The organism is Flavobacterium cutihirudinis (assembly GCF_003385895.1).
GTDB classification, from domain to species: Bacteria; Bacteroidota; Bacteroidia; order Flavobacteriales; family Flavobacteriaceae; genus Flavobacterium; species Flavobacterium cutihirudinis.
Window position 1 is genome coordinate 1,029,241 of record NZ_QRDQ01000008.1, and the last position, 23,140, is coordinate 1,052,380.

General features: G+C 33.3%; 22 protein-coding genes. 5 read left to right on the forward strand and 17 right to left on the reverse strand.

Annotated elements, in window-relative coordinates; all coding sequences use genetic code 11:
- Positions 1-3: 3 nt before the first annotated feature.
- The 5 genes from mrdA to purH all read right to left on the reverse strand — a co-directional run bounded on the left by mrdA (position 4) and on the right by purH (position 6,022).
- The gene (mrdA, locus tag BD847_RS10180) at positions 4-1,983 is read right to left on the reverse strand and encodes a penicillin-binding protein 2 (protein ID WP_115888154.1); all 1,980 of its coding nucleotides are present in this window, start codon (positions 1,981-1,983) and stop codon (positions 4-6) included.
- Positions 1,980-2,486 (reverse strand): rod shape-determining protein MreD, encoded by a 507-nt coding sequence (locus tag BD847_RS20965; protein ID WP_115888155.1) that lies wholly within the window; start codon positions 2,484-2,486, stop codon positions 1,980-1,982. Before BD847_RS20965 ends, mrdA begins: the two co-directional genes overlap by 4 nt.
- Positions 2,479-3,303, reverse strand: a complete 825-nt coding sequence (gene mreC, locus BD847_RS10190; protein WP_115888156.1) for a rod shape-determining protein MreC — start codon at positions 3,301-3,303, stop codon at positions 2,479-2,481. The genes BD847_RS20965 and mreC overlap by 8 nt, the downstream gene beginning before the upstream one ends.
- 109 nt (positions 3,304-3,412) lie before the next feature.
- Positions 3,413-4,441: a rod shape-determining protein gene (locus tag BD847_RS10195; RefSeq protein ID WP_115888157.1), complete on the reverse strand. Its 1,029-nt coding sequence runs from the start codon at positions 4,439-4,441 to the stop codon at positions 3,413-3,415.
- Between the two features lie 54 nt (positions 4,442-4,495).
- Entirely contained in the window at positions 4,496-6,022 is a 1,527-nt protein-coding gene (purH, locus tag BD847_RS10200) for a bifunctional phosphoribosylaminoimidazolecarboxamide formyltransferase/IMP cyclohydrolase (RefSeq protein WP_115888158.1), read from the reverse strand.
- A gap of 165 nt (positions 6,023-6,187) precedes the next feature.
- On the opposite strand from purH, the gene BD847_RS10205 reads away from it, so the two are divergent.
- Positions 6,188-7,435 carry an ABC transporter permease gene (locus tag BD847_RS10205; protein ID WP_115888159.1) on the forward strand — a complete coding sequence of 416 codons (1,248 nt, stop codon included), beginning with the start codon at positions 6,188-6,190 and terminating at the stop codon, positions 7,433-7,435.
- A gap of 92 nt (positions 7,436-7,527) precedes the next feature.
- Positions 7,528-8,415, forward strand: a complete 888-nt coding sequence (locus tag BD847_RS10210) for a cupin-like domain-containing protein (RefSeq protein ID WP_115888160.1) — start codon at positions 7,528-7,530, stop codon at positions 8,413-8,415.
- Positions 8,416-8,541: 126 nt separating this feature from the next.
- On the opposite strand, the gene BD847_RS10215 is transcribed toward BD847_RS10210, so the two are convergent.
- From BD847_RS10215 to tamL, 4 genes are all read right to left on the reverse strand, one after another.
- On the reverse strand, positions 8,542-9,117 hold the full coding sequence (locus BD847_RS10215) for a hypothetical protein (RefSeq protein ID WP_115888161.1): 576 nt from the start codon (positions 9,115-9,117) through the stop codon (positions 8,542-8,544).
- 81 nt (positions 9,118-9,198) lie between these two features.
- Positions 9,199-10,053 (reverse strand): acetyl-CoA carboxylase, carboxyltransferase subunit beta, encoded by an 855-nt coding sequence (gene accD, locus BD847_RS10220; protein ID WP_017498373.1) that lies wholly within the window; start codon positions 10,051-10,053, stop codon positions 9,199-9,201.
- A 104-nt stretch (positions 10,054-10,157) separates the two neighbouring features.
- Positions 10,158-11,225 (reverse strand): class II fructose-bisphosphate aldolase, encoded by a 1,068-nt coding sequence (gene fbaA / locus BD847_RS10225; RefSeq protein ID WP_035645669.1) that lies wholly within the window; start codon positions 11,223-11,225, stop codon positions 10,158-10,160.
- Positions 11,226-11,285: 60 nt separating this feature from the next.
- The gene (tamL, locus tag BD847_RS10230) at positions 11,286-13,859 is read right to left on the reverse strand and encodes a translocation and assembly module lipoprotein TamL (RefSeq protein ID WP_115888162.1); all 2,574 of its coding nucleotides are present in this window, start codon (positions 13,857-13,859) and stop codon (positions 11,286-11,288) included.
- Between the two features lie 37 nt (positions 13,860-13,896).
- Between tamL and BD847_RS10235 the strand changes: the two genes are divergently transcribed.
- On the forward strand, positions 13,897-14,625 hold the full coding sequence (locus tag BD847_RS10235) for a TrmH family RNA methyltransferase (RefSeq protein WP_115888163.1): 729 nt from the start codon (positions 13,897-13,899) through the stop codon (positions 14,623-14,625).
- A 9-nt stretch (positions 14,626-14,634) separates the two neighbouring features.
- On the opposite strand, the gene porT is transcribed toward BD847_RS10235, so the two are convergent.
- From porT to BD847_RS10255, 4 genes are all read right to left on the reverse strand, one after another.
- Positions 14,635-15,348, reverse strand: coding sequence for a type IX secretion/gliding motility protein PorT/SprT (gene porT / locus BD847_RS10240; RefSeq protein ID WP_115888164.1), 714 nt, complete (start codon positions 15,346-15,348; stop codon positions 14,635-14,637).
- 1 nt (position 15,349) lies between these two features.
- On the reverse strand, positions 15,350-16,081 hold the full coding sequence (gene ubiE, locus BD847_RS10245; protein WP_115888165.1) for a bifunctional demethylmenaquinone methyltransferase/2-methoxy-6-polyprenyl-1,4-benzoquinol methylase UbiE: 732 nt from the start codon (positions 16,079-16,081) through the stop codon (positions 15,350-15,352).
- A gap of 584 nt (positions 16,082-16,665) precedes the next feature.
- Entirely contained in the window at positions 16,666-17,148 is a 483-nt protein-coding gene (locus tag BD847_RS10250; RefSeq protein WP_115888166.1) for a dihydrofolate reductase, read from the reverse strand.
- Positions 17,149-17,160: 12 nt separating this feature from the next.
- Positions 17,161-17,505 (reverse strand): 2TM domain-containing protein, encoded by a 345-nt coding sequence (locus BD847_RS10255; protein WP_115888167.1) that lies wholly within the window; start codon positions 17,503-17,505, stop codon positions 17,161-17,163.
- A 242-nt stretch (positions 17,506-17,747) separates the two neighbouring features.
- Between BD847_RS10255 and BD847_RS10260 the strand changes: the two genes are divergently transcribed.
- On the forward strand, positions 17,748-18,044 hold the full coding sequence (locus tag BD847_RS10260) for an isoamylase early set domain-containing protein (protein WP_115888168.1): 297 nt from the start codon (positions 17,748-17,750) through the stop codon (positions 18,042-18,044).
- A 48-nt stretch (positions 18,045-18,092) separates the two neighbouring features.
- On the opposite strand, the gene BD847_RS10265 is transcribed toward BD847_RS10260, so the two are convergent.
- From BD847_RS10265 to BD847_RS10280, 4 genes are all read right to left on the reverse strand, one after another.
- Positions 18,093-18,944: a thymidylate synthase gene (locus BD847_RS10265; RefSeq protein ID WP_115888169.1), complete on the reverse strand. Its 852-nt coding sequence runs from the start codon at positions 18,942-18,944 to the stop codon at positions 18,093-18,095.
- Positions 18,945-19,034: 90 nt separating this feature from the next.
- Positions 19,035-19,658: a bifunctional nuclease family protein gene (locus BD847_RS10270; protein WP_115888170.1), complete on the reverse strand. Its 624-nt coding sequence runs from the start codon at positions 19,656-19,658 to the stop codon at positions 19,035-19,037.
- A gap of 162 nt (positions 19,659-19,820) precedes the next feature.
- Positions 19,821-20,789, reverse strand: coding sequence for an electron transfer flavoprotein subunit alpha/FixB family protein (locus tag BD847_RS10275; protein WP_115888171.1), 969 nt, complete (start codon positions 20,787-20,789; stop codon positions 19,821-19,823).
- 74 nt (positions 20,790-20,863) lie between these two features.
- Positions 20,864-21,610 carry an electron transfer flavoprotein subunit beta/FixA family protein gene (locus BD847_RS10280; protein WP_115888172.1) on the reverse strand — a complete coding sequence of 249 codons (747 nt, stop codon included), beginning with the start codon at positions 21,608-21,610 and terminating at the stop codon, positions 20,864-20,866.
- A gap of 492 nt (positions 21,611-22,102) precedes the next feature.
- Here BD847_RS10280 and BD847_RS10285 point away from each other — a divergent pair, with 492 nt between their 5' ends.
- Entirely contained in the window at positions 22,103-23,080 is a 978-nt protein-coding gene (locus tag BD847_RS10285; RefSeq protein ID WP_115888173.1) for a pyruvate dehydrogenase complex E1 component subunit beta, read from the forward strand.
- The last annotated feature ends 60 nt before the right edge of the window (positions 23,081-23,140 follow it).

Here is a 23,140-nt window from a genome sequence, read left to right on the forward strand (position 1 = left end):
TTGTTAGTTTTTCTTAGTGGTATCTACCGCTGTTTTTTTAACTTCAGTTTTTGTGTTTGTTGCAGCCGGTACTTTAGGTTTTGCAATTTTGGCTTGTAAAACAGAATCTTTCGGAACAGATTCAATTTTGCTGGCTTCACTCATTCCTCCCAGTTTAGCATATTCTGAAGCTAAACTTTTATTTAATACTCTTGTTTCTAAATCAGTTCTTGTGATTTTTCTTCTCAGATACTTTTCAATCATTAAACTTGCAATCGGCCCTGCTACACTAGCACCAAAACCTCCATTTTCAATCATGATCGCAATAGCAATTTTTGGATTGTCTTTTGGAGCAAAAGCAACGAAAATAGAGTGGTCTTCCAATTGGACTCTTTTTCCTCCAATTTTGGCAAAGTTTTCTGCAGTTCCCGTTTTACCACAAATATCAATTCCATCTACCCTTAATCTGCTGGCTGTACCCATATTGTACACATCAAATAACCCGCTGATAATTGGAGGGAAATATTTTTGGTCTATAGTTGTAGTATGCTTAGTTGTGAATTTTTTATCAATAGTTTTGCCTTCAATTTTTTTGATGATATGAGGCGTGTAATAATAACCTTGATTTGCTATTGTCGCCATCATATTAGCAAGCTGAATAGGAGTCATTACAACTTCCCCCTGACCAATTGCGTTAGAAACAATCGCAGTACTTCTCCATCCTCCATTAGGATACATACGCTTATAGGTTTTTGAAGTCGGAATTTTTCCTCTTTTTCCAGTTGGGAGATCATAGCCCATAAACTCACCTAGTCCAAAACTTTTAAGATGAGAGCTCCAAACATCAACTGAAGCACTCGGATTTGTATATTTGTTTATGGTTCTCATGTAGGCAGTTGCAAAGTAAGTATTGCAGGATTGATAAATACCTCTGTGTAACTGCAATTGTCCTCCACTACAGTGGCATCTCATAAAACGGCCTCGAGCATAGCTAAAACCGTGATGACAGGTAACCGTGAAATTGTTTTCATCGATTACGCCTTCTTGAAGCGCTACTAAACCAGTCAGCAATTTAAAAGGTGATCCGGGAGGATATTCTGCAAGCAGCCCTCTGTCATATAAAGGTTTTGCAATCGAATCGTGATATAAAAGTGTATAATTTTTAGATCTTTGTCTTCCAACTAAAATTCCAGGATCGAAAGATGGAGCGGTAACAAGTGCTAAAATTTCACCGGTTTTAGGTTCAATAGCAACAATTCCTCCTCTTTTATTGATCATTAACTCTTGGCCATACTTTTGAAGTTCACCATCGATGGTTAAATTGATATCTTCTCCTGCAACAGCAATTGTATCATATTTTCCGTCTTTATAGGAGCCAATTTCTCTATTGTATTTGTCTTTCTGAATGTATTTTACACCTTTTATACCGCGTAAAACTTCTTCGTAACTTTGTTCAACACCTTGTTGTCCAATTAGATCTCCGCTATTATAGTAAGGGTTTTTAGCAATTAATTTTTCAGTAACCTGAGTTATGAATCCAAAAATATTGGCGCCATAATCGACTTCGTAATCACGAAGCGATCTTTTTTGGAAATAAAAGCCTTCAAATTTTCTAATTTTTTCCTGAAAAGCAGCAAATTCACTTTTGTTTAATTGCGCTAAAAATACAGAAGGTAGTCTCGGGCTGTATACTTTTGCCTTTGCAATTCTCTTTTCGTAATCTTCTTTTGTGATGTTTAATAATGTACAAAATTCATCTACATTCAAATCTTCTTTAATATCTCTTGGAATTACCATGATATCATAAGAAGCCTGATTGGCAACTAAAAGTTTGCCGTTTCGATCATAGATATAGCCTCTTTCAGGATAATCATACTGCTTTTTTATTGCATTATTTTCTGATTTTAATTTGAAAGAATCATCAATAATTTGCAAATAAAACACCCTGATCACCAGCAAAGATCCTGCAATGATAATTAAAGCGGGCAGCAGAATTTTTCTCATCGTTTATTTGGCTTAATAAGGTAGATTATTATGATTGAAATGATTATTGTAAATATCGAACTAAACAGTGTTCTAAGTAAAATATCCCAGATAAATTTAAACTGGAAGGCTTCAAGAATGAATAGCACAATATGGTGCAACAAGACCGAGACCAGTATAAATGAAAAACGTTCGGGTGTTAGCGATTCGTTTAGTTTGATGGTTTGATATTCATAACTTAATCCAAATGAAAATTTAAAGATATATGGTCTATAATACGCCAGAATAACACACGCAGTTGCGTGAATTCCTCCTGAGTTACAAAACATATCCATTACTATTCCAAGTAAAAAACTTGAGACAATCAGTCCTGATCTATTACTGTTTACAGGATAGAGAATAATATAGAGAATATAAGGAAAAGGGCTTATGTATCCTAAAAAATTCATATTGTTGAAAATAACAATCTGAATTGCCAGTAACATAATGAATCGAAAAATATTGACTAACAATGCGCTATTCATCTTTTTCCTTTTTTTCTAAATTAATAAGTTCTTCTCTGTCTTTACTTTTGATAATATAAACGTGTCCAAGATTTGTCATATCGTTAAATAGTTTAACATCGATGACATAATAACTTGTTCCTTTTTTAATATATATTTTATCAACGGTACCAATATTTATTCCTTCTGGGAAAATTACAGATTGTCCACCAGTAACAATTGTGTCTCCTTTTCTAATGGAGGCTAGTCTAGGTACATCTTCAAGTTGTACAAATCCTGTGCTTTTTCCGTTCCAGGTTAAAGAACCAAAATGATTTGATTTTTTAATTTTTGCATTAATCTGTGATTTCATGTTTAAGATGCTCACAACAGTTGAATAATTAGGAGAAGTATTGTCGACAACGCCTACAATTCCTAAGCTGTTAATTACACCCATATCTTGTTTAACTCCATCTTTTGATCCGGAATTAAGTGTGATATAGTTTTCATGTGTACTGTAAGAGTTATGAATCACTTTTGAAACAATAATGTCAGCAGGTTTTACACCTTTTATACTATCTGGTAGAGGTGCTTTTGTAGTGTCTTCTTTATTGAATAAGAGACTTTTTAATCTTGCATTTTCTTGAACAAGTTCGTCGTTTTCAGCTCTTAAATTTAGATATTCATTAATGTGGTTAATCCTTTCATAAACACCTCCGCTTAAAAAGTTCGCAGAATTGATTACTTTGCTTCTATGGTAGGAATGCGATTGAATTGTAAGGGTCAATGAGATACCTAAAAGCAGCAAAAACAGCAATCGATTACTGTTTCTTATAATGAAATTAAAAATTTGCTGCATTTCTTGTCTGGTTATTTTGTTTCAGGATATGCTTATGGTTTCAAATTTTATTAGAGTTAAATAAAATGTATTTAACTCTAATAAAAAAATATTGATTTGTTTTTGAATCTTATTTAATTAAGATGCTTTTGAATTTTGCAATGTTTTTAAGTGCCATTCCTGTACCGCGAACAACCGCTCTTAATGGATCTTCGGCAATGTAAACCGGTAAGTCTGTTTTTTGAGAAATACGTTTGTCAAGACCTCTCAACATTGATCCTCCACCAGCTAAATAAATACCAGTATTGTAAATATCGGCAGCTAATTCAGGAGGAGTTTGAGATAAGGTTTCCATAACAGCATCTTCAATACGTTGAATTGATTTATCCAATGCTTTAGCAATTTCACGGTAAGAAACATCAACCTGTTTTGGTTTTCCGGTAAGTAAATCTCTACCCTGAACAGACATTTCTTCTGGTGGGCCGTCTAAGTCTTCAATAGCGGCTCCAATTTGTATTTTAATTTTCTCAGCAGTACTTTCTCCAACAAAAAGGTTGTGTTGTGTACGCATATAGTAAACAATATCATTAGTGAAAACGTCACCTGCAATTTTTACAGATTTATCGCAAACAATACCACCCAATGCGATAACAGCGATTTCTGTTGTACCACCTCCGATATCAACAATCATGTTTCCTTTTGGCTGCATGATATCAATACCAATACCAATTGCTGCTGCCATTGGCTCATGAATCAAATAAACTTCTTTTCCGTTTACTCTTTCACAAGATTCTTTTACTGCACGCATTTCAACCTCAGTAATTCCAGACGGAATACACACAACCATTCTTAAAGCTGGTGTAAACATTCTTTTTTTCAATGCAGGAATACTTTTAATGAACATATTGATCATTTTTTCAGAAGCATCAAAATCGGCAATTACCCCATCTTTCAATGGCCTTATGGTCTTGATGTTTTCATGCGTTTTACCTTGCATCATGTTGGCTTCTTTACCAACGGCGATGATTTTGCCTGAAACTCTGTCGCGTGCTACGATAGAGGGGCTGTCAATAACAACTTTATCATTATGAATGATTAAAGTGTTTGCGGTACCAAGGTCTATTGCAATATCCTCAGTCATGAAATCAAAAAATCCCATAAGTTTTTTAGGGGTTTAAAATGTTATAAATTATTTTGAACAAAGTTAAACAAATTAATGTTTAAAATGACGCGTTCCTGTAAATACCATTGCAAGATTATTTTCGTTGCAATAATTTATGCTTAATTCGTCTTTTATCGAACCTCCTGGCTGAATTACAGCAGTAATTCCCGCTTTTTTAGCTAATTCTACACAGTCCGGAAATGGGAAAAATGCATCACTTGCCATTGAAGCTCCAGTTAAATCAAATCCAAATGCTTTCGCTTTGTCTACAGCCTGCATTAATGCATCGACTCTTGATGTCTGACCTGTACCTGATGAAATTAATGTTCCGTTCTTTGCAAATACAATAGTGTTTGATTTTGTATTCTTGCAAATTTTAGAAGCAAAGATCAAATCTTCGATCTCCTGAGCAGTAGGTTCTGTAATTGTAACGGTTTTTAAATGCTCTTTATTATCCGTAATATTATTTCTGTCCTGAATTAACAAACCATTAAGACAAGTTCTTACTTGACGAGATGGTAATTCAACTTCATTTTGAACTAAAATAATTCTGTTTTTCTTCTCTTGTAAAACTGTAACTGCTTCATCATCATAAGCTGGGGCGATTACAACTTCGCAGAATAATTTGTTGATTTCCTGAGCTGTTTCTAAATCAATTTTTGTGTTAGAAATTAACACTCCGCCAAAAGCAGAAGTCGGATCACATGCTAAAGCTGCTAAATAAGCTTCGCTGATTGTTTTTCTAGAAGCTAATCCGCAAGCGTTATTGTGTTTTAAAATCGCAAAAGTTGGTCCGTCAGTTTTAAATTCAGCAATTAAGTTTACTGCAGCATCAACATCTAATAAATTGTTGTATGATAATTCTTTTCCGTGAACTTTTTTGAACATAGCGTCAAAATCTCCAAAGAAGAAACCTTTTTGGTGAGGGTTTTCACCATATCTTAAAACTTGACCGTTTGCAATGCTTTCTTTGTAAATAGTCTCGTCTGTGTTGAAATAATTAAAAATAGCTCCGTCGTAGTGAGAAGAAACGTGGAATGCTTTTGTAGCTAACAATCTTCTGTTTTCAAGAGTTGTAGAACCATTTTGTTCTGTAATCAAATCTAAAAGAAGGCTGTATTCGTTAACCGAAGCAACAATTACAGTGTCTTTGAAATTTTTTGCGCCTGCGCGGATTAATGAAATTCCACCAATATCAATTTTTTCGATGATATCTTGTTCGCTTGCACCTGAAGCAACGGTTTTTTCAAAAGGATACAAATCAACAATTACTAAATCAATTTGAGGAATGTCAAATTCTTTCATTTGCTGTACATCACTCTCGTTATCTTGACGGTTTAAGATTCCTCCAAAAATTTTCGGGTGCAATGTTTTTACTCTTCCTCCAAGAATTTCCGGGAATGAAGTAATATCTTCAACAGGAACTACAGGAATTCCAAGGTTTTTAATGAAATCTTCAGTTCCTCCTGTTGAGTAAAGTGTTACATTTTGCTCGTGTAATTTTCTAACGATTGGCTCTAATCCGTCTTTAGAAAAAACTGATATTAGCGCTGATTGTATTTTTTTAGTTGTGCTCATTGTGTAGTTATGATTTTCAGACTGCAAAAGTAGTTTTTTTATATATTATTTTAAAGAAAATTAATGTAACATTATGCTAAAAAAATCTACTGATGAGTAAGTTAACTTTTATTAGGTTTTTGATTTTAAAATATTGAATTTTACTTTATTGAAAAATACTATTATATGCTTCTTTACTTACGATTATTAAAAGAAAGTCTCAGTTTTGCCATAAATGCTTTGCGAAATAATAAATTACGAACTTTATTATCGCTGTTGGGTGTTACGATTGGTATTTTTTCGATTATCGCAGTCTTGGCTGCTGTTGATTCTTTAGACAGAAAAATTTCTAAAGATTTGAGCAGTTTAGATAAAAATACAATTTATTTAATGAAATATTGTTTTGGTCCTTCTGAAATTCCACAATGGAAGAGGGAACAGTTTCCGAATGTGAAATACGACGAATATATTGCTCTAAAGAATTCTCTAAATAATACAGATCAAGTAGCGTATCAACTATTTGTAAATCATGAAAGTTTGAAATACGATTCAAAAACAGTTAGCGATGTCAATATAATTCCGGCATCTAATGAAATGGTTGATATAGATGGTTTAAGTTTTGATCGCGGAAGATTTTATAATGAATCTGAATCAAATTCAGGAACAGCCGTTATCGTTTTGGGTTATGATATTGCGGAAGGTCTTTTTGGAACAAGTGATCCGCTTGGAAAAAATATTCGTTTATACGGGCAGCGTTTTACAGTAATTGGTGTAATCGCAAAACAGGGAGCTGGATTTTTTGGAGACAGTAACGATACTTCGGTGTATTTGCCGGCAAATTTTTTACGAAGAATGTATGGTGATAGCGATGCAATGACACCGGTAATTGTTTTGAAACCTGTTAAAGGTGTTGATATGGATGCTTATAAAGCAGAAGTAGCCCAGAAATTACGTGGAATTCGTGGAATGAAAGCTGGTGAAATGGATAATTTCTTTGTTAATGTACTTTCTGGTTTTACTGATTTTATCGACGGTATTTTAGGTCAGATGAATGTTGTAGGCTGGATTATAAGTGGTTTTTCTCTTTTGGTAGGTGGTTTCGGAATTGCCAATATTATGTTTGTTTCGGTAAAAGAACGCACCAATTTAATTGGAATTCAAAAATCATTGGGAGCAAAAAACAGATTTATTTTATTTCAGTTTTTGTTTGAAGCCATTATACTTTCCGTAATTGGAGGAATTATAGGGTTGTTAATGGTTTGGGGAATTGCACTTCTTCTCACAAAAGTATTGGATTTTGAATTTGTTTTAAGTTTTGGAAATATTGTTTTAGGTACAGGTTTGGCAGCTCTTATAGGATTAATTTCAGGGATTTTACCTGCTATTTCGGCTGCAAATTTAGATCCTGTAGAAGCTATTCGAACAGGAATGTAATATTGTTTTTGTGTTATTTTACTGTAAATTTTGATGCCTCGAAATAATTAGATATTTTTGGTAGACTACTGACAACTTAATCCGCAAAACAAATGAGCTTTAATCTTAGATCTGTTGATACTGTTGAGTCGATTTCCAAAGAAGATTTTAAAAAGAATTATTTGGATAAAAGAAAGCCTTTAATCATTAAAGGACTAACAAAAGATTGGCCAGCAAGAGAAAAGTGGTCAACAGAATATTTTAAGCAAATTGCTGGAGATATAGAGGTTAAACTTGTCGATAATTCAAAAGCGGATCCAAAAAAAGTAATCAATGCTTCGATAGCGAGTATGAAATTTGGTGAATATCTCGATTTGATAAAACGTGAACCAACACAATTACGTATTTTTTTCTTCAATCTTTTTAAACACAGGCCTGAATTAATTGACGATGTAAAAATCCCAAAAGAATTAATGGGCGGTTTTATCGAAAGTATGCCAGCCATGTTTTTTGGAGGTTCAAAAGCGATTACTTTTTTGCATTATGATATTGATTTACCACATCTTTTTCATACCCATTTTGGAGGAAGAAAACACATTATATTATTCGATAATAAATGGAAAAAAAGATTGTATTGTCTTCCCAACACCACGTATGCTTTAGAAGATTATGATGTTGCTAATCCCGATTTTGAAAAATTTCCTGCGTTAAAAGGAGTAGAAGGTTATGAAGTTTTTCTGGAGCATGGTGATACTTTATTTATGCCAACAGGAATGTGGCATTGGATGCGATATATAGATGGTTCTTTTTCTCTAACGCTTCGTGCATGGGATTCATCAATTTCTCGAAAAATGGCAAGTGTTTGGAGTTTATTTATGCACGGTGCAGTTGATAGCGCAATAAAAGTTGTTTTTAGGGAGCGTTATGCGATCTGGCGTGAAAAATTAGTTTTTAAAATCGCTGAGAAAGAACTGAAAAAGGATTTGAAAAAAGCGAGCTAATTTAAGATTGCCATCTAAATAAGAAAACATAAAAAAATTCCATAGGAATAAAATATTGGTAGCAACGGAATTCATTCCGTTGAAAAGATGAAGCAAGAATTAAGAAGTTCCGTAGGAACGATACATTTATTTGTTTTCAGTTTTGTAAAAAGGAAGTATAATTCTGTTTTGGTCCCATTTAATATTCTTATAACTGTAGTATTCGTCATTTTTCTTGTATTTCAAAACTGTATCTTCTTCTTGGGTTGTTCTTCTTATAGAGAAAGCTCGTAATTCATTTTCGTTTAAATAAGAAATTAAAGTGTTGTCCTTTATTGTGTCATTTTGAGAAGCTATGATTAAAATGCGTTTCATCTCATTTTTATTTGAGACATTTTGTTTAATGAAATCAGTAATACTATTATTTGGGATTTTTGTAATTTCAATTGGTTTGATGTCGAAGAAATCTGGAATTGTGTCTTTTTCTGATGGAATACAATGCCAAGGAGTATAATCTTTCTGATAAAAATAAAAATTGCCTTTTTGATCTATGATGAGATTGTTGTATGAATAAAATCCTGAAGGTGGCGGTGGAATGTTTTTCTTTTTTAATTCATTTAATAATTTGATTTTTTCAACTGAAATTAAATAAGGAGTGTTTTTTTTCTTCTCACAATTCCAAAAAAGAAAACAAATCACAAGACCAATAAAAATTCTATTCATAAAAAATAAGATTTAAAATAAAGATATAAAAAAATCCCAAGAAGCAATTCTTGGGATTTTCTATTTTGAATAGTTTTAAAACTATCGAATATCATTATTTTGAATCAAATCGATATATAAGTTGATCTTATCTTTCAATTCTTTTCTAGGCGTGATAAAGTCTAAGAAACCGTGCTCTAATAAGAACTCAGCAGTTTGGAAACCTTCAGGTAAATCTTTTCCTGTAGTGTCACGTACAACACGCGGACCAGCAAAACCAATCAAAGCGCCTGGCTCAGAGATGTTAATGTCTCCTAGCATAGCGTAAGATGCAGTTGTTCCTCCAGTTGTTGGATCTGTACAAAGCGAAATGTATGGCAATTTAGCTTCAGCTAATTGAGCTAGTTTTACAGACGTTTTTGCTAATTGCATTAACGAATAAGCAGCTTCCATCATACGAGCTCCACCAGATTTAGAAATCATTACAAAAGGAAGTTTGTTTTTGATTGCGTGATCAATACCTCTTGCAATTTTTTCACCTACAACAGCTCCCATAGATCCACCGATAAAAGCGAAATCCATACAGCAAATTACAAGTTCTTTTCCTTTAGATTTCCCTACTCCCGTACGTACAGCGTCTTTAAGATGAGTTTTTTCCATAACATCTTTTAATCTTTCTGCGTATTTTTTTGTATCCACAAAATGCAGAGGATCTTTAGAAGTCATGTTTTTATCTAACTCAACAAATTCGTTGTTGTCGAATAAAATTTCAAAATAGGTTGCGCTTCCAATTCGAACGTGAAAATCATCTTCAGGGCTTACGAATAAGTTTCTCGCTAATTCGTCTGCATCAATAATTTTTCCAGTAGGAGATTTGTACCACAATCCTTTCGGAACGTCCATCTTATCTTCTGTAGCGGTCGTAATCCCTTTTTCTTGTCTTTTAAACCAAGCCATTTTTCTAGTATTCAGTGTTCAGTAATAAAAATTTCAGTGTTCAGTGGTATTTAGTTTTAAGTGCTCAGATACTGAACACTTAAAACTGTAAACTGAATACTTTTTTATAACGTGTTTACGTTATTCAAGTCAGCAAAAGCTTGTTCAAGTCTTGCGTTGAATGTTACTTCGCTTTCACGAACCCATCTTCTTGGATCGTAATATTTTTTGTTTGGAGCATCAGCACCTTCTGGGTTACCAATTTGTGATTTCAAATAGTCAAGATTTTTAACCATATAATCACGGATTCCTTCAGTGTATGCAAATTGTAAATCAGTATCGATGTTCATTTTGATAACTCCGTAGCTAATTCCTTCTCTGATTTCTTCAAGTGTAGAACCTGAACCTCCGTGGAAAACGAAATCAACTGGGTTATGTCCAGTATTGAATTTGTTTTGTACGAAATCCTGAGAGTTTTTTAAGATTTTTGGAGTTAATTTTACGTTTCCTGGTTTGTAAACACCGTGAACGTTTCCGAAAGCAGCAGCGATTGTAAATTTAGGACTTACTTTAGATAATTCTTCGTAAGCGTAAGCTACTTCTTCTGGTTGAGTATATAATTTTGAGCTATCAACATCAGAGTTGTCAACACCATCTTCTTCACCACCTGTAATACCAAGTTCGATTTCTAATGTCATACCCATTTTGCTCATTCTAGCTAAGTATTCTTTACAGATTTCGATATTTTCTTCGATTGGCTCTTCAGACAAATCGATCATATGAGAACTGAATAATGGTTTTCCTGTTTCTGCGAAATGTTTTTCAGAAGCATCTAATAAACCGTCGATCCAAGGCAATAATTTTTTTGCACAGTGGTCAGTATGCAAAATTACAGTTGCTCCGTAAGCTTCTGCTAAAGTGTGTATATGTTTTGCTCCGGCGATTCCACCAGCGATTGCTGCTTTTTCACCTGCGTTAGATAAACCTTTTCCAGCGTTAAATTGTGCTCCTCCGTTTGAAAATTGAATAATAACTGGCGCATTTAGTTTTGCTGCAGTTTCAAGAACTCCATTGATTGTGCTAGATCCAGTAACGTTTACTGCTGGTAAAGCAAAACCTTTTTCTTTTGCATAATTAAAAATCTCCTGAACTTGATCTCCTGTAGCTACTCCTGGTTTAATATTGTGTGCCATTGTAATTTTTTTTATAGTTGTTTTTAGTTTTTAGGTTGCAAAAATAAGAATTAATTAGCATTAGAACGGATAATTTATTCCAAAATTTAAAACCGAATGACCAAAATTGTATTCTTTAAACCATCTGTCTCCCTTCTCATGCGCCGGATTATAGGTCTTGAAGCCCAAATCTAATCGGACAACAAAAAAGCTTAAATCGTATCGTAATCCAAATCCGGAGCCTAAAGCAATTTCAGCTAAATCGTTTACGTTGTCAAATTTTGCCTTCTCATCGATGACATTATCGAGCACATTCCAGATATTTCCGGCATCTGCAAAGATTGCTCCTTTGACATCGCCAAGAATCCTGAAACGAAATTCAGCACTTAATGCAATCTTCATATTGGCCTCATTAAAATCGTCTAATGCATCTGTGCTTCCCGGTCCTAATGAATAAGGTTGCCACGCACGATTATCATTTGAACCTCCAGAATAATAACTTCGTGAAAACGGAATGTAATTGGAGTTTCCAAAAGGAATTGCAATTCCAAAAAAGCTTCTTACGGCCAGTACTTTTTCTTTTCCAAAGTCCCAGTGTTTGATATAATCAAATTCGGTCTTGATATATTCTGAGTATTCAAGGTTGAATATCTCATAATTGCCATTAACATTTTTAGGTAAACTTGCAATATTTGAAACCGCTGATAATAAGGTACCAGCCGATTCTATTTTGGTTTTAAACTGATAGAAATTGTTGTCTGCAAGATCTTTTTTAGTCGTTTTGGTAAAAGTATAACTTGTTGCCAAAATGAAGTCGTTTTCGGTCAAACGCACTCTTCGTTCTTCGATGCTTTCTACGTCTTGATACTGTGGATCGCCTGGTCTAAGGGTTGTTTTATTATTAAAAACATCGTTTGTAAAACCTGTGGTTCCTTCCGGTATTGTTAAGTTCTTATGTATTTGTTCTTCTGGGGTGTCTCCCCAGTTAAGAGGGTCAGTATTGTAATCCCGACCAATCCCATTCAATTCATCATAAGAAGAAGTGTAAACATTAAAATAATTACCCGGATTTAAATTACGTACATATTGTGCATTAAGTAATTCAAGTTTTGCTGTATTGTGTCGTTTTGGAGACCAGTTATAGGAGATTCCACCGGTAAAGTTTTCTTTGTCCAGACCGATATTTCGTTGTTTAGAAAAACCGCTTGAGATTGAAGTAGAAGGGATCATCCTTTTCGGAATTATTTTTTCAGTTCCAAAAGGGAGTAATATTCTCGGAAAGTTCAGTTTTACATCTACTCCGTATTCAGAAACATTAAAGAAAGTATTATTAGGATTTGCCATATCCTTGGATGAACCGATATTCATTCGGGTCGAAATTTCAAGAGTTTCGGCACGATTAAATACATTTCGAATTGTTTCAGAAAGACTGGCTCCAATACCAAAATCCTGAATATTAGAATGCGTTAAATCTAAAGTTGCTCCAAGACTGTATTTTTTTCTTGGCGTAAGGTAAACATTGGCAATTAAGGATTGCGCTGTAGAATCTCTTTTGTCAACTTCATATTGTATTGAAGGATAGTTGAAAATTTTCAGGTTGTTTAAGTAACGTGAAGAAAGTGTAGTTCTGGTGTCAGAGAATGTACTTCCTTTAGTAATAAAAACAGCATCTGTAATAGCGCGTGGTTTGTATCTCAGTTTTTTATAACTGTACAAATTAAAGTTATTGTACGTTACGCTATCGTTGATTTTGGTTTTTGCATTCGCCGGAGAATAATCGGTGTAAATATTTACATCGCTTATCTTGTATAATTTAAAAGGTTCTGTTCGGCTGGAATCTCTTTCCTGAATTGTATTGTTGTTGATGATTAGATTTACGTCGGCTTGGTTTTTTTTGCCAATTGTATCAATATCAAAAGTTACATAGGTCGGCTGGAAATAGTAAGCCCCATTATTTCTGAAATAAGTCGTAATACGGTTTTTTTCTTCTTCAAAATCAGATGTCTTATATTGGTTTCCTGATTTTAAAACGGAAGGTTCTTTACTTGCTTTATAAAGTGAGTCTAACGCTGGAGTTGCGATAGTGGTGCGAATAGAATCTAATTTGTAAGCAGGTCCGGTTGTAATATTGTAGTTTATTTTTGCTTTTTTAAATCCAACACTGTCAATATCATAATCTGTTTTTACATTAAAATAGCCATTATTGAAATAATAATATTTTAATCTTAATAAAGTTTTTTTAGTTTTTGATGTGTCAATAATTACAGGAGCTTCACCAGTATTTTTTAAGAAATCATGAATACCTTTGTATAAAAAAGACTGCCCGAGACGATCTACTTGCTTTGCAGATAAAACTTTTGACCAATTTTCATATCTGCCAGGATGATTCGTAAATCTCGCCTTATACGTAGAATCCGGATTTAAATTGGCTAAATTGTATAAATTCAAACGCAATTTATAGCCAAGTAATTTCCCATTCGGTTTTTGATACATTTGATTGGTTGCAATTTCATCATTTGTATTCTTTCCATTTACAAGGATATTATTTTTTAAAAGAAGATTTTTTCCATCTGGAACTCTTTTTACGGCATTACAAGCGCAAATAAGTATTGCTATTAGAATAAATGCTATTATTTTTGTAGAATTCTTTTTCAAGTGGTCTTAAATATTTAATTCAAAAGTACATTATTTTATGGTTAGTAAAAACCAAATAAAACTTATCTCGGGTTTACATCAAAAAAAGCAGCGTTTCGCCAATCAATTATTTTTTGCCGAAGGAGTAAAAGTAATTCAGGAATTGTTGCAATCCAATTTTGAATTAGAGCATTTATACACCACGCAAAATGATTTTGCTGCTGTTCATTCTTCAAAAAGAACGCTTATTAACGAACAGGAGCTTAAGAAAATAAGTGCGTTGTCGACTCCAAATTCCTGTTTAGCAGTCTTCAAAATTCCTGCCGAAAATAAAATTATCGATTCAGGATTAATTTTGGCATTAGACGACATTCGTGATCCGGGAAACTTAGGCACTATTTTGCGTCTTTGTGACTGGTTTGGCATCAAACAAATTATTTGCTCTAAAGAGACCGTAGATATTTTTAACCCAAAAGTCGTTCAGGCTACAATGGGATCTATTGCCAGAGTAAATGTAAATTATGTTGATTTGAAATCCTTTGTCGATCAAACATTATTGCCTGTTTTTGGGACATTTATGGACGGAGAAAACATTTATAAATCAAACCTGCCTCAAAATGGTATCATTATTATGGGTAATGAAGCCAATGGTATTTCAGCAGAAATTGAAAAAATGGTAACCAGCCGACTGACAATTCCAAGATTTGGTGAACTTCAAAAAACCGAAAGTTTAAATGTAGCTACCGCAACAGCAATTATTCTCAGTGAATTTAAACGAAATAGTTAGGTATTTGTTTTAATGAAAAGTAAAATTTATTAAAATAGCTCTGGATTTCATTGAATCAATGTTATCTGTGTAGCCACTTGGTAACGGCGGATTATCTCTGATAAGTTCATCAGTGATGCCAAAAAGACCTCTAACTGAAGGAGAAAAGATGAAATATTCAGTAAAAATATCAATTCCAACGCCCATTTCATATGCAGCTGTCCAGGATTTTACTCTAAATTTTCCTTCACTGTTATCATCCTGAGATTTTGAATTACTGGATAAATTCAAAGTTGTTGACATTCCTCCAACTAAATAAGGTCGGATATTTCCGGTACGTAATGCTGAAAATTTCAGTAACAAAGGAAAGTGAATGTAGGTACTGTTTACTTCTCTTAAATAATCTTTTTCTAAATCGCCAACACCAGGAAAGTACAAATCACGTTTGGTGTAATACAAACCTGGTTCGAATCGTAGATTGATGTATTCCTGCAATCTCAGGTCTGCAACAACACCAACATTAAATCCAGTAGTTTTTTTTACCTGAATGTCAGCTTGTGGAGGAGTTTTATAATCGAATTTAAAGTCAAAACTGTTAAAGCCCAAATAGTATCCAAAATAGACACGTTGTTTTTGCCAGTTTTCAAGATTGATAATCGGATCTTTGCTAAACATACTTTTAGCAAATTGAGAATATCCATTTGTCGATAAGACTAATAAAATTACGATTACTGTTTTTTTCATACTATTTTTTAGAAGCAGAATAAATGGTTGCAACTCCAAAAGTTTGAGGCATAGCCACAACATCTATAAACCCAATTTTTCTTAAAATATTGTTTAAAGCTTCTCCGTAAGGAAAAACAGCTGCCGATTCGGATAGATAACCGTAAGCCGAATTATCTTTCGAAAATAATTTTCCAATTATTGGGAGTATGTTTTTGCTGTAAAATTTATAGCCTTGTTTATAAGGTGTTTTGTCCGGAACAGAAGTTTCCAAAATAACAAATACACCGTTTGGTTTTAAAACTCTAAGGATTTCAGCAAAACCTTTTTCCAGGTTTTCGAAATTTCGAACCCCAAAGCCAACAGTTATAGCGTCAAAATAATTTTCCTCAAAAGGAATGTTTTCTGAATCTCCTAAAACAAGGTCAATTACATTTGAAAGCTTTTTTTCTTCTACTTTCTTTTTTCCAACCTCAAGCATTCCTGCAGAAATGTCCAGACCAATTATTTTATCGGCTTTGGTTTGTGCCATTAAAATAGCAAGATCACCAGTTCCTGTTGCAATGTCAAGAATGATTTTTGGTTTGGTATCTGAGACTATTTTTAATACTTTTTTGCGCCATTTTACGTCAATTCCAAAAGAAATGACACGATTCAAATTATCATAGTTTCCCGAGATGTTATCAAACATTTGGGCAACCTGCTCTTTTTTGCCTAAAGAAGAGTCTTTATATGGAGTTATTTTTTCAGACATTTTTTTTATTTAGGCAAATATAATACAATCTGACTTAACTGTTATTGGCTTTTTCGATTTGTAAAATAAATGTTTAAAAAGAAGTAAATCTGATTGTCTTTTTTATCTGATTTTGGTGTCTGGATCAGCCTCACTAAAAGTAGGTATTTTTAAAAAATCACTAAAATCGGGTATTGTGAAGTGTAGAATTTATAGTCACATTTGCTAAAGATAAACGATTAAAATTTTAAGGATTGATAATAATACAATAACTTAAATCAAATGAGTGCTTTGTTTTGCGTTAGCAAATTCATTTGTTCTTGTAAGTAGTTTTTACAGTACTAATTTTTAAATGGTACTTTTTTTTAAAACGCAAAATACGTTCTTAGGATTAAATTTGTTTTTGGAAATTTTAATTTTCTTGCCTTTAATATCTTAGTGGTATTTGTTATTAAAGGCTCTTTTTGAGAGTTGTTCTCAAATAAAATGTTATTCAGTTTTGACAGATGTTTTATTATTTGTCATTTTTTTTACAAAAACTATTGCCTGAGTAAGTGTTGTTTAATCAGTCTTTTAAAAAACATCCTCCAAAAGAGGATGTTTTTTTATTTTCGGATGTAAGTTTCGTAAGTGTAATCGTAAAGATGTTTTTCATCTTTAAAATTTTCTTCTGTTTCTACAAGCTGCCATTCATTTTCTTTGATTTTTGGAAAAAATGTATCAGCATCAAATGTATGATGTACTTTGGTTATTTCGATAATATCCGTAAATGGCAATCCAAGGTTGTAGATTTCGCCTCCGCCAATAATGTAAGAGTCTTCATTTTCCGGACATAAAGCGATTGCTTTTTCGATACTATCGACAACAATACAACCTTCTGGTTTATAATCACTCTGGCGAGTAATTACAATATGAGTTCTGTTTGGTAAAGGTTTAGGGAAACTTTCGAAAGTTTTTCTTCCCATTATAATATGATGATTCGTTGTTAATGATTTGAATCGCTTGAAGTCATTTGGCAGATGCCAAACTAATTCGTTGTTTTTTCCAAGTGCATTGTTTTCGGCAACAGCCGCTATCATTATAATCATGGTATTCTAAAACTAAATTTTATTTTCGGAATCATCATTTATTTTAGACTCTAATTGACTGATTCTTTTTTGTTGTAATGCGACAAGTCTGTCAATTTGCTCTCGTTCCCATTTTTTATTCATAAAGCGATCCGTAATATAGACTTTTATAAAGTGTAATATGAAAAGGAAGAACCATATGGTAATACCCCAAATGCACCAATTGTGAGTTGAATTTGCTCCAAATCCAAAAAATCTATTAGCTATAAATAAAAAAAGGCTTCCTAAAAGAAAAAGTACAAAATGAAAGTATAAAATTTTCTTTTGCCTAATTCGTTTTCTGGCGTATTCATATTGCTCGTGTACTTCTTTTTCCATAAGATAATAAATGAATGAGGTTATAAAGTTAAAATTTATTTTGAAATCATAGTCTTTTGAATGTAGAATATTTGGGTTGTAATGAGTTAAGAGTTTGAAATTCAGAATTTTTCAAGGATTATTTTATGGGGATAATAAAAAAAATATTAGGTTTTTGTCATAGTCGTAAATCGAGCATGTAGATATTGAATGTTTATTGGTTTTGTTTAATTTAGTTGTATAAATCTAAAAACTAAACAGTTATGTCTTTAAAGAAACAATTTATCAAAACAAAACCGGTAGTAAAAGTTACTTTTTCTATTGATGCGAAAGATGCAAGTACAGCTGCTGTAGTTGGAGATTTCAATAATTGGAATCCAGAAGAAGGAACTTTGAGTAAATTAAAAAATGGAACTTTTAAAGCGACTTACGACTTAGTAAAAGACGCTATTTACGAGTTTAAGTATTTAATTGATGGAGTATATGTTAATGAGCCTGAAGCTGATTCATATAAATGGAATGATTTTGCAGGAAGCGAAAACAGTGTTTTAGCAGTATAAAAAAATCCGCTTAAATTCTAAGCGGATTTTTTATAACTTTTATTCTATTTATACAGCAACACTTCCTTTTATTCCTGGATGTGGCTCGTAGTCGACAAGGGTAAAATCATTGAAATTAAAATCAAAAATGTTTTTAATCGCTGGATTTAAAATCATTTTTGGTAATGGTTTTGGTTCTCTTGAAAGCTGTAGTTCCAATTGATCAAAATGATTGTTGTAAATGTGTGCATCTCCAAAAGTGTGAATAAAATCTCCTGCTTCAAGATCGCAAACCTGAGCAATCATCATAGTTAACAATGCATAAGAAGCAATATTAAAAGGAACACCCAAAAAGATATCAGCACTTCTTTGGTATAATTGACAAGATAATTTTCCTTTAGTTTCTCCTTTTTCTAAATCTGGAGCAGCTACATAAAATTGGAAAAAGGCATGACAAGGAGGTAAAGCAGCCTTGTTGTTAGCTACATTTTCTTCAAAAGATTTTTTTGTGTCTGGCAGAACAGATGGATTCCATGCAGAAACCAGCATTCTTCTGCTGTTAGGATTTGTTTTTAATTCAGTAATCAATTCTGAAATCTGGTCAATTTCTTCGCTGTTCCAGTTTCTCCACTGATGTCCGTAAACAGGCCCCAAATCACCATTAGAATCAGCCCATTCATCCCAGATTTTCACTCCGTTTTCCTGAAGGTATTTAATATTTGTATCTCCTTTTAAAAACCAAAGCAATTCGTAAATGATTGATTTTAAATGTAGTTTTTTGGTTGTAACCATTGGAAAGCCTTCACTTAAATCAAAACGCATCTGATAGCCAAAAACGCTTTTAGTACCGGTTCCGGTTCTGTCTCCTTTTTGATTGCCGTTTTCTAAAACGTGTTTTACTAAATCTAAGTATTGCTTCATTTTTGTTTAATCGTTTAATCGTGGATTTGTTTAATTGTGAATTTGTTTAATCGATTTAACGAATAAACAGTTTAACGATTAAACATAAATTTATCTTCTAGAGATTTCGTCTCTAATTTTAGCTGCTTTTTCATAATCTTCTTGTGCAACAGCTTGATCAAGAAGTTCATTCAGTTCTTGTAAGGTATGTTTTGCGTAAACATCGCCAGACTGATTGCTTTCTTCTTCACGTCCAAAAGTTTCAGGATTCGAAAGTACATCATCAATTTCCTGAGCGCCCTGATCAGTGTCGGCAGTATTTGATTTTAAATAAATTCCGGCTTTGTCAAGGATGTTTTTGTAGGTAAAGATTGGTGCGTTGAAACGTAATGCCAGTGCAATTGCATCTGAAGTTCTTGCATCAATTATTTCTTCTATTTTGTCTCTTTCGCAAATCAGGCTAGAGTAAAAAACACCATCAACAAGTTTGTGAATGATTACTTGCTTTACAACAATATCAAATCTTTCTGCGAAATTTTTGAATAAATCATGTGTTAACGGGCGAGGAGGTTTGATTTCTTTTTCTAAGGCAATAGCAATCGATTGGGCTTCAAATGCGCCAATTACGATAGGCAATTTTCTTTCACCATCAACTTCATTCAAAATCAATGCATATGCGCCATTTTGAGTTTGGCTGTATGAAATTCCTTTTATAGATAATTTTACTAGACTCATATATGATTGTAAAAAGGGCACTTTGTGCCACATTTTAATACTATTTTTGATTGGAAAATAAAGGTGCAATTTTAATCAAAAAATATGGAACAAAAAAGCTGCCTTAAAACAAAGATACGATTATCTTGTTTTTAGGCAGCTATAATATTAAGAATTCTTAGATTAAGAATGTTGTGCTTTAAAAGCTTTTAATTTCTCAGTTAATTGAGGTACAATTTCGAATGCATCACCAACAATTCCGTAGTCAGCCACTTTAAAGAAAGGAGCTTCTGGGTCGTTGTTAATTACTACTTTTACTTTTGAAGAGTTGATTCCGGCAATGTGCTGGATTGCTCCAGAAATTCCTATTGCAATGTAAAGGTTTGTTGCAACTGGTTTTCCTGTTTGTCCAACGTGCTCGCTGTGAGGTCTCCATCCTAAGTCAGAAACTGGTTTAGAACATGCTGTTGCAGCGCCTAAAACTTCGGCTAAATTTTCAACTAATCCCCAGTTTTCCGGACCTTTCAATCCGCGTCCGCCAGAAACTACGATATCAGCATCAGCGATAGAAACTTTTCCAGTTACTTTTTCAACAGATTCTACTTTTACACCAAAATCATTATCTCCAATTGATGGATTAAAATCTTCTGCGGCAGCAGCTCCTGCGCTTTCAAAAATTCCGTAAGAGTTTTTAGCTAAACCAAGAACTTTTACATCGGTATCGATTTGTGTAATGTTGAAAGCTTTGTTTGAGAAAGCATTTCTTTTTACTTGGAAAGGAGAAGTGCTAACTGGTAATCCTACAACATTTGATGCAAAACCAGCATTTAAAGCTACGGCAACTAATGATGAAAGATAAATACTATCTGTTGTAGAAGAAAGTAAAACTACTTTTGTTCCTTCTTTTTCAGCAGCTTGTTTGATTACATCGGCGTAAGCCTTAGCAGTAAAACCAGCTAATTTATCGTTGTTTACTTTTAAAACTTTATCAACTCCGTATTTGCCTAATTCGCTTACGTCGCTGATGTTTACAGTCAAAGCTGTAACAGTTGTTCCTAATGATTCAGCTACTTTTTTAGCGTAAGAAGCTAATTCGAAAGCAACTTTTTTAAATTTTCCTTCTGCAGATTCTGCATATATTAATATTGACATAATTTTTTGTTTAAAAGTTTAAAGTTTCAGGTTTCAAGTTTTGCAAACTGAAAACTGCGACTGAATACTGATTACTAGATTACTTTCGCTTCGTTGTGTAATAAATTGATTAACTCATCTAAATTATCAGGAGAAACTAATTTTACTGCTGATTTTGGAGCTGGTTTTTCAAATTTCACCGCTTTAGTATTTACAGGAGCATCAACTGGCTCAAGAATAGTCAAAGCTTTAGTTCTTGCCGTCATGATTCCTCTCATGTTTGGAATACGTAAATCTTTTTCTTCAACAAGACCTTTTTGACCGCCAATAATTAAAGGAAGAGTAGTGCTTACCGTTTCTTTTCCGCCGTCGATTTCACGAACTGCTTTTACATTATTTCCGTCAACTGTTAAAGCTGTACAAGAGTTTAAGAAGTTAGAACCTAAAATTCCTGCAATCATTCCTGGAACCATTCCTCCGTTGTAGTCTAAAGATTCTTTTCCTGCAATTACAAGATCGTAACCACCGTTTTTAATTACTTCAGCTAATTGTTTTGCAACAAAAAATCCGTCAGTTGGGTTAGCGTTTACACGAATTGCTTCGTTTGCGCCAATTGCTAGTGCTTTACGCAAAGTTGGTTCAGTATCAGGACCTCCAACGTTAACAACAGTTACAGTTGCCGCTTGTTGTTCTTGAAACCAAATTGCACGTGTTAAACCAAATTCGTCATTTGGATTTATTACATATTGAACACCATTGGTATCAAATTCTGAATCACCATTGGAGAAGTTAATTTTTGAAGTAGTATCAGGCACATGGCTGATGCAAACCAATATTTTCATAAGTATATATTTTGAATTTGTAATATGCTTTGACAAATTTAGAAATTAAAATTGGAATAATATACTATGCATGCATAATATTTTTTAAAAACTATTACGTTTTCGAAGATTATGAAATTTGAAGCTCTTTTTAGTATATTGCAGAAATAAAAATTCAGCTATTTTATCTGATTCTTAGGAATTTCGTAATCTGACTAGCTTGCAGGACTGTTAAAATTGGTTAAGATTTATACTAGATTTTGATTTGTTCCGTTTTAAAGAAGCCAAATTGAAAATCAGAATTACACAAAAAGTCCAGTATTTGTATAAAAAGTGTTTTTTAGAATGTAATTGTTGTAATTATATCGATTTCGTTAACATCGCGATAGGTTTTAAAAAGTCAAAAGGGATAGAAGAGGAGAAAGTTCCTGCGATTTTAAACTTAATTTATGCTTTTAAGTGATTTAAAATATTTATTTTTGCTCTTCAGAAAATTCAACATACAATATAAATATGAGAACAATACAATTTAGAGAGGCCATTTGCGAAGCGATGAGCGAAGAAATGCGTCACGATGAATCCATATATTTAATGGGCGAAGAAGTTGCAGAATACAACGGAGCATATAAAGCTTCAAAAGGAATGCTTGCTGAATTTGGCGAAAAAAGAGTAATCGATACTCCAATTGCTGAGCTTGGTTTTACAGGAATTGCAGTAGGTTCTGCAATGAATGGTAACAGACCGATTGTAGAATATATGACTTTCAACTTCTGTTTAGTTGGTATTGATCAAATTATAAATAATGCTGCTAAAATGCGCCAAATGACAGGTGGACAATTTAATGTGCCAATCGTTTTCCGCGGACCAACTGCTTCTGCAGGTCAATTAGGAGCAACTCACTCTCAAGCTTTAGAAAACTGGTTTGCAAATACTCCAGGTCTTAAAGTTGTTGTGCCTTCAACTCCTTATGATGCAAAAGGACTTTTGAAATCTGCGATTCGTGATAACGATCCAGTAATTTTCATGGAATCTGAGCAAATGTATGGTGATAAAGGGGAAGTGCCAGACGGAGAATATACAATTCCATTGGGAGTTGCTGATGTTAAGCGTGAAGGAAAAGACGTAACTATTGTTTCTTTCGGAAAAATCATCAAAGAAGCTTTTATTGCTGCTGATGAATTAGCTAAAGAAGGTATTTCTTGTGAGATTATCGATTTAAGAACAGTTCGTCCTATGGATAAAGATGCAATTCTTACATCTGTTAAAAAGACAAACCGTTTAGTAATCCTTGAAGAAGCTTGGCCATTCGCAAGTATTTCTTCTGAAATTACGTATATCGTTCAGGAACAAGCATTTGATTTTCTTGATGCTCCAATTCAGCGTATCACAACTGCTGATACTCCTGCGCCTTACTCTCCTGTATTGCTAAAAGACTGGTTGCCAAATGCTGGTGATGTAGTAAAAGCAGTAAAGAAAGTAATGTACAAATAAAAAAATCAACAATACTTATAAAACTTCATCAGTCATATTCATTGATGAAGTTTTTTTTTG